This window comes from Corynebacterium sp. c24Ua_83, assembly GCF_039907245.1.
Lineage (GTDB): Bacteria > Actinomycetota > Actinomycetes > Mycobacteriales > Mycobacteriaceae > Corynebacterium.
In genome coordinates this window covers 39,676-56,410 of sequence record NZ_JASBOI010000014.1, presented here as the reverse complement: position 1 = coordinate 56,410, position 16,735 = coordinate 39,676, and the positions used below count along the sequence as shown (strand labels likewise).

The 16,735-nt window shown below is 61.1% G+C and carries 9 protein-coding genes; 3 read left to right on the top strand and 6 right to left on the bottom strand.

Annotated elements, in window-relative coordinates; genetic code table 11:
* The first annotated feature begins 77 nt into the window (after positions 1 to 77).
* A complete protein-coding gene (locus tag QKE30_RS08635) occupies positions 78 to 1,658 on the top strand; it encodes a M1 family metallopeptidase (protein ID WP_347934596.1) in 1,581 nt (526 codons plus the stop codon).
* 30 nt (positions 1,659 to 1,688) lie between these two features.
* Positions 1,689 to 3,026, top strand: coding sequence for a hypothetical protein (locus tag QKE30_RS08630; RefSeq protein WP_347934595.1), 1,338 nt, complete (start codon positions 1,689 to 1,691; stop codon positions 3,024 to 3,026).
* Here QKE30_RS08630 and QKE30_RS08625 read toward each other — a convergent pair.
* Positions 3,023 to 4,363 carry an MFS transporter gene (locus tag QKE30_RS08625; protein ID WP_347934594.1) on the bottom strand — a complete coding sequence of 447 codons (1,341 nt, stop codon included), beginning with the start codon at positions 4,361 to 4,363 and terminating at the stop codon, positions 3,023 to 3,025. The two genes, QKE30_RS08630 and QKE30_RS08625, sit on opposite strands and share 4 nt — an antisense overlap.
* 135 nt (positions 4,364 to 4,498) lie before the next feature.
* On the opposite strand from QKE30_RS08625, the gene QKE30_RS08620 reads away from it, so the two are divergent.
* A complete protein-coding gene (locus QKE30_RS08620) occupies positions 4,499 to 6,676 on the top strand; it encodes an acyl-CoA dehydrogenase family protein (RefSeq protein WP_239198982.1) in 2,178 nt (725 codons plus the stop codon).
* A gap of 10 nt (positions 6,677 to 6,686) precedes the next feature.
* Here the strand turns inward: QKE30_RS08620 and QKE30_RS08615 are convergent, their stop codons facing one another.
* Genes QKE30_RS08615 through QKE30_RS08595 form a run of 5 tightly spaced genes read right to left on the bottom strand, consistent with a single transcriptional unit; the run spans position 6,687 to position 16,720 of the window.
* The gene (locus QKE30_RS08615) at positions 6,687 to 9,782 is read right to left on the bottom strand and encodes a DUF4135 domain-containing protein (RefSeq protein WP_347934593.1); all 3,096 of its coding nucleotides are present in this window, start codon (positions 9,780 to 9,782) and stop codon (positions 6,687 to 6,689) included.
* On the bottom strand, positions 9,779 to 10,669 hold the full coding sequence (locus QKE30_RS08610) for a hypothetical protein (protein WP_347934592.1): 891 nt from the start codon (positions 10,667 to 10,669) through the stop codon (positions 9,779 to 9,781). Before QKE30_RS08610 ends, QKE30_RS08615 begins: the two co-directional genes overlap by 4 nt.
* Positions 10,666 to 11,661, bottom strand: a complete 996-nt coding sequence (locus tag QKE30_RS08605; RefSeq protein ID WP_347934591.1) for an ATP-binding cassette domain-containing protein — start codon at positions 11,659 to 11,661, stop codon at positions 10,666 to 10,668. Before QKE30_RS08605 ends, QKE30_RS08610 begins: the two co-directional genes overlap by 4 nt.
* On the bottom strand, positions 11,658 to 13,796 hold the full coding sequence (locus QKE30_RS08600) for an ATP-binding cassette domain-containing protein (RefSeq protein WP_347934590.1): 2,139 nt from the start codon (positions 13,794 to 13,796) through the stop codon (positions 11,658 to 11,660). The genes QKE30_RS08605 and QKE30_RS08600 overlap by 4 nt, the downstream gene beginning before the upstream one ends.
* Positions 13,793 to 16,720, bottom strand: coding sequence for a DUF4135 domain-containing protein (locus tag QKE30_RS08595; RefSeq protein WP_347934589.1), 2,928 nt, complete (start codon positions 16,718 to 16,720; stop codon positions 13,793 to 13,795). The genes QKE30_RS08600 and QKE30_RS08595 overlap by 4 nt, the downstream gene beginning before the upstream one ends.
* Positions 16,721 to 16,735 lie beyond the last annotated feature (15 nt).

Below are 16,735 nucleotides of genomic sequence, written 5' to 3'. Positions count from 1 at the left end.
AGATATAACAACACTTCCCCCGCCACAGACCACCTCCGTGGCGGGGGTTGTCCTATGCAGATAGTAGTGTGCCTTACATGAAGCAATCCCAACAGCAGCCTCGTCCATTCCGCAGCTCCCCCATCGCCGGAGCTCGGGATGCCTACACGGGCGTGGACTTCAACCTCGGGTTCCACGTGCTGCGCTACGACCTACAGTTGGACTACGACGTTGAACCCAACCGCCTGCGCGGCGTGGCGCGCCTGGCGGTCGAGAACTACCGTCCGCTGAAAACCATGACGTTGGACCTGGCCAATAACCTGGCCGTTAACCGCGTGGAAGTCACCGGCCACGGGGCGGCTGCCAACAACGGAACGATGAAAATCCGCCGCTTCCGGCACAACGGCAACAAGCTAACGATCACTTTCGCAGACGAGATTGCCGAGGATCAGTCCTTTGACCTGACCATCAAGTACGGCGGCTACCCGCGCCCGCTGCGCTCCAAGTGGGGCGAGGTTGGCTGGGAGGAAACCGACGGCGGAGCCCTGGTGGCAGGCCAACCCAATGGCGCCCCCAGCTGGTTCCCCTGCGACGATACGCCGGACGAAAAGGCGATGTTCCGCGTAGCCATCACCGCCCACCGGGACGTCACCGCCATCGCCCACGGCACCCTGGTGGAGCAGTACAGCAAGGGCAACAACACCACTCGTGTGTTTGAAACCAACTATCCCATGGCCACCTACCTGGCCGCGGTGTACGTCGGCCCCTTTAAGCGAGTCGACTTCCGCAGTGCGGAGCTCGGTCGCAAGACCGTCCCGGTGTTCGGCTGGCTCCCCGAGGGCACGGAGCACGCCAAGCGGGTCCGTGAGCTGGTCAACGAGGATTTCGGCCAGCAGACGGAGATGGTCGAGGTCTACTCGGAGCTCTTCGGCACCTACCCCTTTCCGGAATACTCCGTGGTGGTCACGGACGAGGATATGGAGATCCCCCTCGAAGCCCAGGGCATGAGCATGTTCGGCTGCAACCACGCCGACGGCAAGCACACCTGGGAGCGCCTGATCGCCCACGAGCTATCCCACCAGTGGTTCGGCAACTCCGTCGGCCTGGTGGAGTGGCGGGATATTTGGCTCAACGAGGGCTTCGCCTGCTATTCCGAGTGGTTGTGGTTCGAAAAGTCGCAAGACATCCCCGCCGCCCACCATGCGTGGGCGCACCACCATGCGCTCGCGGAGAAGCCGCAGGACATTCTGCTGATCGGCCCCGGTGCCGAAGACATGTTCGACGACCGGCTGTACAAGCGCGGAGCCGTCACCGTCCACGCCCTACGCGTGCTGCTGGGTGACGAGGCGTTCTTCGACATGGTTAAGCGCTGGACCACGCAGCACCGCATGGGGTTGGTGGAAACGCGCGACCTGGAGAACCTGGCAAACACCGTCGCCGAGGAAAACGGTGTGGCCCGAAGTGAGGTACAGGGTCTGTTCGACCGCTGGTTGCGTCACCAAGAACTACCCGAATTCCCCGGCGGTGAGGGCATCGAGCTCAGCGAGGAGCAACTGCGCGAGCTGCCCGCGGGCCCTGCTGCGGAAATGGTCGATGCCTCCGGGCCGGCGCGTGCCGTGGATGCACTGAAGCGCGTCGGACAGCGGCTCGGCAAGCTCGGCGAGAGGCTGCATGACTAGCCCTTTCTGGGCCGTCGGACGGGTTAACTAATGCGCGCCATATCGCTCGCCACAGTCTTCGTGGCCATCGCCGGTTACCTGGTGATTTGGGTTGCCAATAAGGGGCTGACCACCGCCGGGTACGAAGACTTCATGGTCTACTGGTCGCTGTTCTTCGCGATGACGGGCGTGCTGGACGGGCTGATGCAGGAGACCGCCCGGGCCGTCTCCACCCGGCGCGCAGTGATGGATGCCTCGCAGGCTGGCGCCCCACGGGCTGACACTGCGCAGACGGTTACTGCGCAGGGCGGCACGTTGCAGGCTGGCACGTTGCGGGCTGACACTGCGCGGGCAGGCACCCCGCGCCCGTTCGCCCTGACAAGCTACATCGCCCTGGCTATCGGTCTGATAGCGCTCGTCACTGGACCGTTGTGGATCGGCCAGCTCGTGCCTGGACTGACCGGGTGGGGGCTGGTGCTCATAGCCGTCGGCCTGGCCTGTTATACGTTCCAAGCGACGGTCTGCGGCCTGCTGTCCGCCAACCACTCGTGGCCGAGCTTCGCCTGGCTGATGGCCATCGATTCCGGGGTGCGGCTGGCGCTGGCCGTCGTCGCGTGGGCTCTGGGCTGGCAGCTGCTGGCCTACCTGTTCGTCACGGTGATTGGCGCGGCCACTTGGCTGCTGATTCTCGCCTGCTCCCCCGCTGCTAGAGCCACCCTGCGCGACCGGGCGGACGTGCCCACCCGCCCTTTCCTCTCGCGCACGGTCAAGGCCATGGTCGCCTCGGGCGCGAACGCCGTGATGATCACCGGTTTCAGCGTGCTGCTACGCTACACCTCGGACGCGGACGTCGGCCCTGGTGCGCTCGCCGCCACCATCACCGCGATCACGCTCACGCGCGCGCCGATCCTAGTACCACTCCAGCGCTTCCAGCCTGCGCTTATCGTGCACTTCACGAAACACCGCGAGCGCGTCCTGCGCGCCGCCGCGCTGCCCATCACCGCGGTGGGAGCCGTCGCGGCCATCGGAGGTATCGCCGCCTACTTCCTCGCCGCGCCACTGATGGGGCTATTTTTTGACGCCGCCGTGATCTCCTCCCCCGCCACCCTCGGATGGCTCACGCTCGTCTCCGGGGCGACGGCCATCCTGATGATCAGCGGCTCGGCAGCGCTCGCGGCGGATCGCCACAACCTCTACACGGCCGGGTGGCTGATTGCGATTGTCCTGTCGACGGCGGCGCTCATGCTTGACTATTCCCCCGATACGCGCGCCATCTGGGCGCTGGCAGTCGGCCCGAGTGTGGGTGCGGCGGTGCAGCTGGGCGTGCTCGCGCTTGCTGCCCAAGCCCCCGCCCAAGCTCCCGGCCGAGCAAAGAAAACCGAAGCCTAGTTCCGCTGCTGCTCCGGGGTGGGAATGAACTTCTTGGAAGTCAGCGTCACCACAATAAGACCGATGAAGGCAACCACCGCACCGAAGCCCAACATCTCGGTGTAGGTGAACCAATCCTTCAGGCGCGAAAGGATCATCGGGAAGAAGAATCCGATGTAGGTGATCGTGTAGAAGAAGGCGGTGAGCCCGCCGAGGTCGTCGGCGCTGGCGATGCGTTGCACTTCCGTCAGGCCGGTGATTAGGCATACGCCATAGCCGGTGCCCAGGATGAGGCCGACTGCGACCGTTCCGGCCAGCGAGCCGACGTGAGCGGTCCAGGCTGCAACGACCATGCCGATGATCACCAGCACCAGGCCGATCTGCTGGGCCTGGGAGTTATTCGGGTTGATGTACTTGGTGGAAACCTGCTGGATGCCAAAGCCACAGGCCAGCGCGATGGCTGTGATGCCAGCCGAGAAGGCGATGGGGTAAGGAACCTGATCCTGTGCCAGGCTCGGCATGATCGCATAGGCTACGCCGGCACAGCCGAAGACCCAGGGGGCGATCGGAATCACGGCGGTAAGGAAGCGCGGGTGCCGCAGGGAGGGCACCTTGAGGTCCGACCAGAAGGAGCCCTCCATCTTGAGGTGCGCGTTCTGGCGGGTCTCCGGCACACCGAGGATGCCGATCATGGACACGGCGCACAGCAGGATGCTGAGGATGTAGGGGGTCTGGCCCGGTGCGGGACCCCACTCCGCCAGCACGCCCGCCAGCGCCGCACCGACGGCGAATCCCAAGGTCAGGGACATGGTTGCGCGGCGGGCGCCGGAACCCTCCTGTGCGCTGGGGTCGAACGTCGGGGTGGAAAGCTCCTTGATCCATGCACCGCCTGCGGTCATCACAATGCCGACGGCAAATCCGCTGAGCAGACGACCGGTGAAGATCAGTGGCTCATTCATTTCACCGGCGGCGATGAGGACACTGCCGACAAGGCTGATGATCGGGGCGGGAAGCATGACGACGCGGCGGCCGTAGCGGTCCGAAAGCGGGCCGCACAGCAGCAGGCCCGCCGCGATGCCGGCGGCGTAGCAGGCCAGGAGGGCATCGACGAAGACGGAGCCAAAGACGTTCTCCCCTCGGTAGAAGACCATCATCGGGGTGAACTCGTTGCCCGCGTAGGCGACCGCCAACACGGCGAAAGCAACCAACATCCAGTACTTCTTCTCCGCGCGGGTCTTGGCTCCGCGAGTGGAAGGCGCTACCTTGCGGCTGCGCACGGCATTATTCTGCTTGCTCTGCGCGTTCTGCTCGGGCGTATCCACTTCCCGGTGATTCTCGTCAAATGTGTCCTCGGCCATAAGGGCAAGCCTAGTCATCCGATAGGAGACCACCAACGCAACGCTGCAGCTACTACGCTCCACCCAATGATTTAGTCATAGATTTATTAGCAAATTTTCGAGTTGTGGATCACACTCTTGCGTATCATTAATTTCATGTCACCAAACAATTCCGAGAACACGACCGAAAACACCGCAACGACTGATAGCTCGGTCACATCGAGCCCAGCCGATGGAATTGCTGACAAGTCTGGAAACAAACTCCGCCGCTCCACCTCGGCGCCCAAGACCTTGTCCACGGCTCCAACCGCTGAAGCGCAGGCGTCAATAGCAAAGGCGCTGCAGACCGTCCTCGACGGCGACTTCCCGGAAGCACGCGAGGAAACCCGCAGCCTGCTGGCAGACCCAGACATCCTGCCGCGCACCGACCTGGACCTCGAGCAGTCCCGTGCCCGCACCACCGAGCACCTGCAGCGTGTGCTTGAATCCGGGGTGCCGAAACACGCCTTCCGCGCCGACCAGGGCGGCACGGGAGAAACCGGCCGTTGCCTGACCTCCATCGAGATGCTAGGGCATGCCGACCTGTCGCTCATGGTGAAGTCCGGAGTGCAGTGGGGCCTGTTCGGCGGCGCCGTCGGCAACCTGGGAACCGAGCGCCACCAGGAGATGGTGGGGAAGCTGATGAACCTCGAGGCCCTCGGCTGCTTCGCCATGACCGAGCGCGGACACGGCTCCGACGTGCAGCAGCTGGAGACCACGGCGACTTACGACGCGGAGACGCAGGAGTTCATCATCAACTCCCCCACCGCCTCCGCCGAGAAGTGGTTTATCGGCAATGCGGCGCGCGATGGCCGCTGGGCGGCAGTGTTTGCGCAGCTCATTGTCCCCGATGCTGAGAACGCGACCGAAGCTGGCGACGACGCGCAGGCTGAATCGCAGGGCGTGCACTGCCTGCTGGTGCGCATCCGCGAAGACGACGGCTCCCCCATCGACGGCGTGCGCATCGGTGACCACGGCCACAAGGGCGGGCTGAAGGGCGTGGACAACGGCACCATCAGCTTCGATAACCACCGCGTACCCCGCGAGGCACTGCTGAACCGCTTCGCCGACGTGGACGAGGCCGGCAACTACACCTCCCCCATCGAAAACCCGAACCGCCGCTTCTTCACGATGCTCGGAGCCCTGGTGCGCGGGCGCGTGACCGTGGGAGCTGCCGCAGGCGCGGCCGCCCGCACCGCGCTAGACATTGCTGTGACGTACGCGAACCTGCGGCGTCAATTCGCTCCCGACGATTCGCTCCCCGAAAACCGCCTGATCGAGCACCGTTGGCACCGCCTGCGCCTCATCCCGCGCGTGGCCCGCGCCTACGGCCTGCAGTTCGCCACGAACAAGCTGATCGCGCGCGTGCACGAGCTGGACCAGCGGGGCGTGGAACCGACCGAATACACCAAGGAACAGCAGGCCGACCAGCGCGAAGTTGAAGCGCACGCCGCAGCACTGAAAGCCGCCAACACCGCGCACGCCACCGACACGATCCAGGAGGCCCGCGAGGCCTGCGGCGGCGCGGGCTACATGGCGGAGAACCTGCTGACCACGCTGAAGGCGGACTCGGATGTGTTCACCACCTTCGAGGGCGACAACGTGGTGATGATGCAGCTGGCAGCGAAGGAACTAATGACGGGCTTCGCCAAGGAGCTCGGCGGCCTGAACCCGATGGAGATGGTGCGCTTCGGTCTGGATAGCTTCGGCAACCTGCTGCGCCGCCGCACCGCCGCAGACGCGCTGATCCAGAACCTGGTGGATACGTTCAGCGACTCCGAGGAGACCTCGCTGTTCGACCCGGCCTACCAGATCAACCTGCTCAGCGAACGGGAGGATCGCCTGATGCGCTCCCTCGCCCGCCGCCTGCGCCCCGCCCGCAAGATGGATGTGGACGAAGCGGCGAAGGTAGTCGATCGCGCGCAGGATCACCTGCTGGCCGTCGGCTGGGCGCACGTCGATCGCATCATCTTCGAGGCCTTCGTGGAGGCCGAGTCCAAGCTGGATTCAGAGAACGCGCAGCGCGTTCTGGAGCAGGTGCGCCTGGTGTACTTCCTCAGCTGCATCGTGGACAACGCCAGCTGGTACCTGGAGCAAAACCTGCTGACGGGTACCCGCACCAAGGCCGCCCGCGCCGCGCTGAACGACCTTGTAGATTCCCTGGGGCCCTGGTCGCAGACGCTGGTGGACGCTTTCGGCATTCCGGACCACATCACGGACCTGAAGCTGATGGAGGGCTACGAGGCGATGGTTCCCAAGTACGAGTCGGATCCGGCCGCGGGGCAGGCAGGGTAGCTGGTTCCGGCTACCCGTGCCACGGTGCGGCGACGAGGCGCGGTGCCCTGCCCAGGAAATTTGTGACGCCACTAGTTGCCTCTTCGCCAAGCGCGTCGGCGAAGCCGTCCGCGCTCAGTCCCAAGAGGTATTGGCCGATTCCGGCCATCCCGCACATCAAAGAGCCCGAGAACGTCTCCTTGGTGTTGGCGCCTGCCATGTCTGCAGGCAGAGTTTTCTCAACCAGATCGCGCTGGGCAGCCATTAGCCAACCGGGCTCCCAGGGCAGTTCCACTCCGGTATCTGCTGAAGCTTCCTCCAGCAGTGCAACTGCTTCGAGTACACCGATACTGCCGTGACAAGCGGATAGCCCCAAGTGGTCGCGCTCCTTCAACAGCTCTGGGGCGATGAGCTGCAACACCTGTTGAGCGCTGGTGCGCAGTTCAGTGTCCACGGAGCGCATAAGAGTTACGGCGAGCAGCCCATAACCCGTCGCTCCGTGGCACCAACCGGCGGCGATGCTATCGGGTTCGCTCCGCTGCAAGAAATCCACGATGTGCTGTACAGCTGGGCGGGCGATATGGGGGTTACCGCCGACGCCTAGGTAAGTATCCACGATTCCCGCGAGACCGTGTGCATAGCCGCAGAAGTCGTCGTCATTCCAAGGCTGGAGGCTCAACCACGTTTCCAATACCTGCGTGCCAGCGGCTATTGCCGAACTGATGTTGGGGTAGTCCTCTTTCCCTCCCACCTCAGCAAGACAACTGAGGACGCGAATGTTGCCTGCCAGCCCGTTGATGACTTCCAGGTCGCTCACAGTAAGCTCGGCGATCTCCTCTTCGCTCAACCCCGCCCAGTTGTCTCGCAGGTCTCTTGCTGCTTGGGAGATGAGGTTGGGAATAGCTTCGTCGCTGGGCGGCGTGGCACTGGCACGGCACTGCGCCAGAGCCAGCAACTGCCCCATAGTCCCCGAGCTCCATCCGGAAGGCGTGTGCTCCCAGGGTACGACCAAAGGCATGCCTCCGGTCCCACCAAATTGTTCACCGAGGCTGGACACAGCGCGCTCCAGAAGTTCTCGAACCGCTGTAACGTCGCACGTCTCGGCAGGAATTCTTCCCTGATCTGCAGCGCTGACCAGGCAAGCAAGGAAGTAAAGGCTGCCCGCTGCCCCGCCATAAAACTGGTCAGAACTGGCACCTGGCTGCCAATTGCGGTCGAAGTCCTCCCCAACCGTCGAAGCGAGGAAGTCGGTGCCGAAAATCGATTCCGGGTTGTAGCCTGCCCGCTGCACAAGGAAGTCGGCAACCTGCTCAAGCAACTCGAGTGGAGTTCCGATTGTGCTTGCGTATTCCTCTGGCGCGTTGAAACGATTCTGCTGGTAACGGCCGATAAAGCTAGCATCGATCCACTTCAGCTGGTCGGCCACCGCCTGCTCTAGTTCTCCTTCGCTCTTGGCTCGCAAAGCTCGCAGGTTGTACTGAACCACCGCAGCAGGACTGCGCACGATTTTGGCATGCGCCGAATCGGCTTCCGCCTTGTCCCCAACGCCCAGAGGGGCGCTCCCCAGGGCACTGCCATCCAGGCTCCTGATCTCCATGGAATCGCGGGCAACGCTAAAGGCTGGGTAATCATCTTCCGCCAATGCGCGCATCTCCGCTTCCCACAGCTGCTTATCGCCCCACAAGAGAATCTGGGCATTCGCCCACGCAACCAGTTCCGGATCATCAACAATGTGTGGGTTCGTCGCAACGTTACGCACATGTGCGTAGCGATAAGTCGGAGTGAGGATCACACGGCTCCGGATTTGGGAGTGCTCGGCCACAATCCGCTCCACAGTGTCGCTGGAGTCTGCGAGGGCTCGAATGCCGGCGTCAAAACCCTGGCGAACAGCCAACCGCACCTCGTCGACCGTGGCGTCATCGCGATCCATGTACAACCCCGCCGGATCCTCTTCAGGCATCGTGGAGACCATTTCAAAACGTCGCTTGCCATCCTTCCCTACGGTTACGCGGGGAACCGGAAAGGGGAACTTCGCTCCTTTAGCCGTGCGCTGGCGGATCAACCCGGTTTCCACCGAGTCCGCTCCTTTTCCGATGCGGTGCGGCAGCAACCCGACGCGCAGGACTGTCTGGTTGAAGCGCTGCTCGTTCTGCGTTTCCCACAGACCCAACTCAGGCTGAAACAGCGTTTCCATATCGATCAGGGTGGGCAGCCCTTCAGCAGCCAGGAAGTTGCCGAAATGGAAGTCCGTACCGGCCAAGACATGCCCAAGGGCTAGCCACTGACCAGCCGCGTGCCAGTACGCTACTGCCGGACGTTCGCTTTCTTCCACGTCCGTGATGTACTCCGACCAGCCGTGATCTGCAGAGGTTATGCACCGTGGTGCACGAGGGAACCCCAGCCGGTCGGTGATCTGCATCATCGCAGCATCACTATCCATGGCGCGAGGTCGGTAGATTACGCGGCGGCCTTCTGTGAAGTCGATGCGCAACACCGTGTGGTGCCCGCAGTGGGGATCACCAAGGCCACCTATCACTTCTGTCACTGCTTCCGACAACCGCTCGGTGCTTGGTTTTACGGCGTGGCTTGCACGCACAACTCCCGCAGCCAGGAGCTTGAGTTCGTCTTCTCGCAGGTGCTGCTCCGCCTCAGCGAACGCAATCGCGGTGCGCTCAAGCGCCCAGGCTAGGCGAATCGCCACGGCGGATTCAGGGTTGGCTTTCAACCGTTCACCGCTGATGAGTTGTTCCTGCAGCCAGCGGCCAGCGATCCGTGCGGCCTCCTGGGTCCACTGTTCGACTACCGCATCTTTGAAGGGTTCTGAGCACGGCCAACTGGTCTCAGAAGGCATCCCAACCAGTCGGCGGAACGCCGGGAAGATGTACTGCGAGAATTGCGTGACGTCTACGGCTTCCCCGGAAAATCGAAGATCCTGCAGGTCAGCAACGGCATCACAGATATTCTGCGAAAGCTCCAGCACCATCTCCCGCGGGTAGCGATTAAGAAGCGCATGGTGTGCCGCCTGCACAGCCACGTTCACTTCGTCTTCACTAATCCAGCTGTGCTGGACAATGCGTTTGCGGAGCTTGTCCCGAATAGCTGCGGACTTAGTTAAAACGATACTCATGGCGTCGCCTCCTTAGAACGCGCACCTGCACCCGACCTTCGGCTGGCATAGGCGAGCGTCAGGATAAACAACCCTGCTGTTACCCCGAGGAAGTACACCACGCTGAACGCAGGGCTCCATAGGAACTGGCTGGGGTCGACCTGTTCGTAGGAACGGGTGCCATTGGCGAAGGGAAGCAGCGAATGCATCACGCGCTGGGCCGGATCAGAGCCATCAATCATTCCTTCGAAAAGCATGAGCCAGCCCAGGGTGACGGCAATGGCGTAGCCCATGGCGCGGATCGCAATGGACAGCGCTGCGGCGAAGAAGACTGTGCCTACAGCCAGCAAAACAGTCTGAGCGGCCAATGCTGCATATTCGACGGGCGCACCGATAACTTCGGAAATCTCAAGCCCCATCAGCTTTGTTACGGCCAGGGTGACGACAGTCGATAGAACTCCGGTAACTAGGAAAGCGACCACGGCTGTCAGCATCGTCCAACACAACTTCGCACCCCAGGTCAAAGCCCTAGTGGGCATCATCAGAGCCTTGAGTTTGGACTGTCGAGTGGATTCCTCCCGCAGGAACTGCCAGCAGATCCACACTAGGAGTCCGTAGACACCCACCTGGAAAACTCCTGCTACGGGCATCCGGGCGGAAGGCACCGTTTGCCCGCCATCGCCGTACTTCAGGATCAGGAAAGTAAAGAAACACGACCAGGCTACGGAAGCAACGGCCACGAGTGCCATGATCGTATGGCCAGTTCGCCCTTCCTTGAGTTGGGTAAGTTCGGCGCGCAGTGCCCGCTTGAAGCGTGTAACGACGCTTGGTTGTTGGGTTTGGCGCGGTGCTCCCGCCTTCGTTCCACTGGTCTGCTGTTTTGTGCGATCAATCGTTGGGGTGCTCATTTGAATTCCACAGCTCCTTCTGTAATGCGGTGGAACTCTTCTTCGAGAGAACCACTGTTTTCCTCGAGATGCAGCAGGTCGACTCCTACCGAGCGGACTGCGGCCGATACCTCCAGCGGTGTCGCCGCCACACGAATGGCGCGGTTGACGGTGACGGGGTCTAGCCACTGCTGCGATTGTTTGTTTTGTTGTTTTTGGTGGTGACGCCACAACTCAGCGACAACCGCCTCATCATCGGTGGAGCGAAACAGCGTGCACGCGGTACCCCGATGCGTTAGTTCATCGAGCTCCCCCTCCCAAAGGGTTTCCCCTTTGCCCATAATGACGAGGTGCTCGGCGAGCCGCTCAGAATCAGAGAGGAAGTGGCTGGACAGCAGGGTGGTGCCGCCATTTTCGGTGTGCTCGCGAATAAATCCGCGCAACCATGTCATTCCGTTCGGATCCAGGCCGTTTACCGGCTCGTCGAGAATCAACACCTTAGGATCGTGAAGCATTGCTACGGCGATGCCGCAACGTTGACGCATGCCGAGAGAGAACTCCCCGACCTTTTGGTCAGCGACACTGAAGATTCCGCACTTACTAAGGCTTTCGTCGACCCTCGAGTCCGGCAACCCCGCAAGCTGGCTGAGGATGCGGAGGTTTGCCCGGGCGCTCAAGGCCGGGTCTAGCCACTCTGCGCCCAACAACGCCCCTACAGTCTGAGAGGGTTCCGGTAATTCGGCGTAAACACGGCCGTTAATTAGGGCCTCGCCGCTGGTGGGTTGGTTCAAGCCGCAGATGGTCTGCAGGGCGCTGGATTTACCGGCGCCGTTGGGGCCGGCCAGGAGGGTAACTCTGCCCCGCGGCACGTGGAAGGTGAGGTTATTCAACACCTTCTTGGTACCCAATTTGAGGCTGAGTTTTGATACCTCGATAACCGCATTTGCTGGGCGAACTGAGTCTTCGTTGTGGTTGGTGGTGGAGGGATTCTGGATTACTGCGTTGGTGGTCATGAATTAACCAAGCTCCTCGTTGTGTGGAGTGTGTTTTGAGGGGTGATCTTTTCGACCTCTAGCCGGTCCGGATGAAGCCTGAAGACCTGATCGGATTCCTCCATGGCAGTCGGTCGGTGCGCGATACTGATGACGGTGATGCCTCTGCGACGGATGGCGCCCATGACTTTCTTTTCGGTCTGCACGTCGATGGCGCTCGTCGCTTCGTCGAGAATGAGGATTCGCGGTGCTGCAGCGAGTGCGCGGGCGAGGGCCAACCGCTGGCGCTGGCCACCCGAAAAGGCGGAGCCCATCTCCCCTACCGGGGTGCTCAGCCCCAGGGGTAGGGCGCGGACAGTCTCCAGCATCTCCGTATCGCGGAGTGCTTCGACGATAGTGCCGTCAGCAATGTCCCGGCCAAAGGCCACGTTTTCCCTAATCGACCCGGAGACCATGTGTGTCTCCTGGGGGACGAAACCAATGATGCGGGCACGCTGCTTCGGCTCCATCTCGTTCGCCGGCACTCCGCCGATCGTGAGTGATCCCGTCGACGGTGAAGTCAAGCCACACAGCATCCTGGCCAGGGTGGACTTGCCGCAACCGGAAGGGCCAACCAAAGCCGTGTTTGCGCCGGAGCGAATCTCAAAGTTGAGGCCGGTGAATACATCTTTCCGAGCACCGGGGTAGCGGTAGCTCAAGTCGCGTGCGGCGATCGTTTTCTCGTCCGTCGCCTCTTGATCGCCAAAGGTCTCCTGAGGTGCGGAAAGCACATCGTCGACTCGAGTGATAGACGCCCGCAGTTCCGATAGCCCGGATAACGCAGTAAACGCCTGCGTGAGGTTACTGATGAGAATGGAGAACAGTCCGCTGGAGGCAACCACGGTACCGATGGTCGTCGCTTCCGATCCCACTGATAGCGCGATAACAATCGGCAGCAGCGGGCCGAACACGGTCAAAGCGCCAGTGAGCGCTGTGGTATATCCCGACCAAAGGCTGCGGCGATAGCTCGCTTCAAGGCGCTGCCCGTTGGTTGTGCTCCAGTCGTCATAGAAGTGCCCCTCAGCGGCGCTGATACGGATGGGCGTCATAGAAACGATAGATTCCAGCTGCTTGGCCGAACCCTTCGCCCCCGTCAGCACAGCGTCTCGGCTGTACTGCGAAGTTCGCGAGAACGTCACTGCGAAGATGGCCAGCAAGACAGCTGCAACCGCCATGAACATCAAGCCGATGACCGTCCACATGTAGGTCACAATCACCAGCATCGTCACGACGAGCAGGCCATTAAAGATCACCGTGGTGCCATGCGAGGCCAGAGTCATGGTGATGATCGGCGCCGAGTTCAGGCTATAGAGCATTTCTCCGGGTGAGTGCGAACTGAGGTACTCAAGCCGAGCCGTAAGAAGCTTCTGATACGACTCGGTTGACAACCTGGAATCGATTGCCTTGACCAGGCGGGACTCCATCCAGGTGCGAGCAATGGAGACTGCGAGGTAGGCCGTAGCAACTACCCCGATGAGCAGAAAGGCCTCTGTTCCCGGTGAGATCCCGCCATCGTTACCGCTCAACGAATCGATGATCTTGCTGGTGAGCATAGGCGCGCTCGAAGCCATCCCCATGAGGAAGGCGCTAAGCAGCAAAGCTGCACCGAGGAGTGCCTTATTGGCACTCACGGCCTTCCCAATCACGCTGAGCGAAGGGGAACGCCTCAGTTCGCTGACACCAAGGCCAGCACGTGTCAGTGAAGCCTTGACCCCAGTCGCATCTGGGATAGTCCAGTAGAACGCACCCTGCCTTTCCAAGAACTCGCTAAGCGGAATGTCATGGCGCCCTGCGCCCGGGTCGGCCAACCGAACTGTGCCCTGGGTGATCTTCTCGACGAGGCAAAAGTGATCCCCGTCGAGGTGGGTTAGTATTTGCGCTCCGGAGTTTAGGTTCTCCCGCATCTCCTCGATGCCGCCGGTGCACTGGATACTGGGCACCTCGAAATCCATCAGGATGAGGCGGACTTCCTTGCTGCTAAGGCCATCGCGGGAAACAACATACTTTTCGCGCAACTCGTTGAGTGTCGCGTCAACCCCACAGCGGCGAAGCAGCATGGCACAGCAAGCCAACCCGCATTCTGCGCTTCGAGATTGCTGATAGATCCTGTACCTCATGAGGTCCTCCCCCCGACGAATGCCGGAACCGGTGATGTTTCTGTGTGATGTGAACGTTCAGGCGTGTACCCGGGGTACAGAGCGTGGAATAGGCCTCCGTAGCCGTTGAGGAAGCCCATGTCCCGCCTGTTATTGGAATAACCGCAGTATCCTCGACCTGCGAAAACAACGTTCTCAGTGAGGCGTGCCAGATCTTCGAGCAATTCGCGCGCGGCAACCCTGTTTGTCTCATCGCCTAAGTGACGTTCGGCGTGGCGCAGGGTGAATAGCTCACCAGCCAGCCCGTGGCACAAGGAAATATCGTGTGCGTTGGTTTCGTCGGTACCGAGCTGAGCGATCCGATCTTCCATGCTGTTCCGGTATTCGAACCAGAGCTCTTCCCCGATGTCTCCGAATCCGCTGTGCAAGAGGCTCAGCATCATGCCGCTGGCTCCGTTACACAACGCCAAAGGTTTATCGACGCCACCATCGCTCAAGATCAAAGCAGCTTGGGAAGCGATACGCCGGGCGAGCTCGTGTTCTGTTTGCACACGCACAGTTGCGGCACTGTCCGCTGCGGATCCCGTGAGGCGTCGCATGTTACTAACTGCGAGGAGCGTGCCGGCCAAGCCGTGAGCGAGTCCTAGTTCCGCCGAATCGCTTTCCGCCTCCATTCGATGCAGCAAGCGCGACTCTGCCTCGTCCAGAGTGCGTACGAGCCGAAGGTCGCACGACGCAATATGTCGGGTACTCGAGGGCTGCTTCGAGAGGAACACCAATGGAGCGAGCCAGCCGCCGAAGAAGTCCCCCAGTTGGTCTTCGTTGCTATCCTCCAGCGCCTTTTCTAGTGACGCCCCTAGGGAGTCAAAAACCTGGCGTTTCTCATCGTGGTTGAGGTTCTCGATGAGCCCAGTAGCCAAGAGGGTGGTTCCTTGCCCGAAGGCGGCCCACACGTGAGGGTTAGCCTCATGCTTCGTAAGCATCTCCAGCAGGGTGTGCTCTAGAGGCTGTCCGCAGCGTCGTTCAAGGCCAAGCGCCCATGCGGTTCCGTCAGAGTAGAACATGGAAGGGCTTTCCAGCATGTACCGCACACCGTTATCGGCAATGGTGTGGCATAGCCAACGCCGTGTTTCCAGCATCCCGGTTTCCTGACTCTGCAGGTACGCGAAGAGTTTTTGCTCGGGTCGGCATGTTCTTTCTTTCGGGGCTCCCCAGGCGTTTGTCGTAGAGTCTGCCGTAGACAACGTGGCAGACCGACTGATGGCGAGAGTTTCGTGCCCGCTCCACGCCTTTCCGACGATCATCTCCGCGTTGGTGCGCAGCACGTCAATCTGTCTTTCTCCGTCCGCCGACAGGAAGTCGGCGAGCCTCTCGGTCGGGCGGGAAAGCTTCTCCGAAAAACCTTGGTCGGCAATGTGAACCCATGGGTCCTCCGTAGCCACCGTGTCGTCGGCATTGTCAGCGGAGTTGACACTGGATCTGCGCGCCCAAAGTCTCCCTTCGATGTCCGCTTGGAAATATGGAATGTCTAGATCAGCAATCTGCTGAACCTCCACGCCTCCAATCAAGCGCGGGCTGTTAAACCGGCTAGGACCCGAGCTGAGCATCGCCGCCGGATCATCCTTGCCGGTAGTCGCCTCGGGCATCAGCGTGGCGTCTAGTATCGCCTGGTACCCACTGGTCGCACGAATGACCTGACGCCACCTCAAGGATGTCTGAATCTCCTCTAGTGCCTGACACAGCTCCTCGGCTTCGCGCCCCTCTAGGTGCAGCAACCGATCTCGTGTGCTTTCCACTTCGGCAATGAGGAGCTGGAATGCTTGCGCCTTTTCGTCAGCGGTGACGATCTTGCGTGGCAGAACCGTCGACTCCGGCAAGAGCTCTTCACTACGTTCGAAGGCAATTGCATCCGTTCCAGAATTGACAGTCTCGAAAACGATATGGGTCGGCTTCTCATCTGTGGTCAAACCCAGCCCGGCGAAGCTCCTCCACCCCGTTAGTGCTTGTTGTGCGCTCGGGATCAGTCCGGAAGAAAGGATGTCGGTTGCATCAACCTCCACGCCCTCCGGGGCGCGCAACTGCACTGCGGTTTCCCCGTCGATGATCATTGGCGTGCTGCTGGCGCTGCACCGCACGTTGTCATTGTGTAAATCCGTCGTTCCCAGGACGTGAGTGGCAACCACCAACCTCCCAGCGCTCTTAAAGAAGTGCTGCGAGTCGAACTGGTCAGCTTCGCACTCATCTACAAACTCCTGCCAACAGTAATCACCGCGATCCCAGGTGAGCGGGACATGTTCGAACCGGCCTGCACCAAGCATCTGGCACACACGGTCGATGACTAGTTCACCCTGTCCACTGCGAGGCTTGTATACGAGCTTTCTGGTACCTGCGCCTTCGGACGAGTTTCTTCCCGCCAGAGTGAGGAAAGTAACCGAACGCCCTTCGTTATGGGTCTCTTCATCGTGCAGTTCTATGCCCACTACCGACGAATCCACTTCCAGATTCAAATACTCTGGAATGTGGTTGCGATCTTGCTCAAAGCGGTGCAGGCATTCTAGGATCGAGCGCAGCGCGGAACGGACAATATGCTCCAGACGCTTTGCGAGCAGTGGAAACTGAGCATCCACAAGTGCCTTACGATGCCGGGGGGCGCGCAGAAGGCTGCAGAACTTCTCCAGCGCTTCGGAAGAGTCTGGGCTCGCAACATAATCAGTGCCCTCGCGCCACATATGAAACGCCGCGATAAGACAGCGCTGGCTTGCCCAGCGCACTCGTTTGTCCAACCACTCGCAGGCGGAATCAACGACCGAGGCTGCGTCCGCATAGCTCTTAAAAAGGGGTGCATCACCTCCGACGGTGTCTTCTAAGAGCTGGGCACGGAAGTTTTCTATAAAGGGGGTCAGATAAGTAGAAAAGTCAGATTGCGAACATGGAGATTCAGACATCAGTCCCCTACCTTT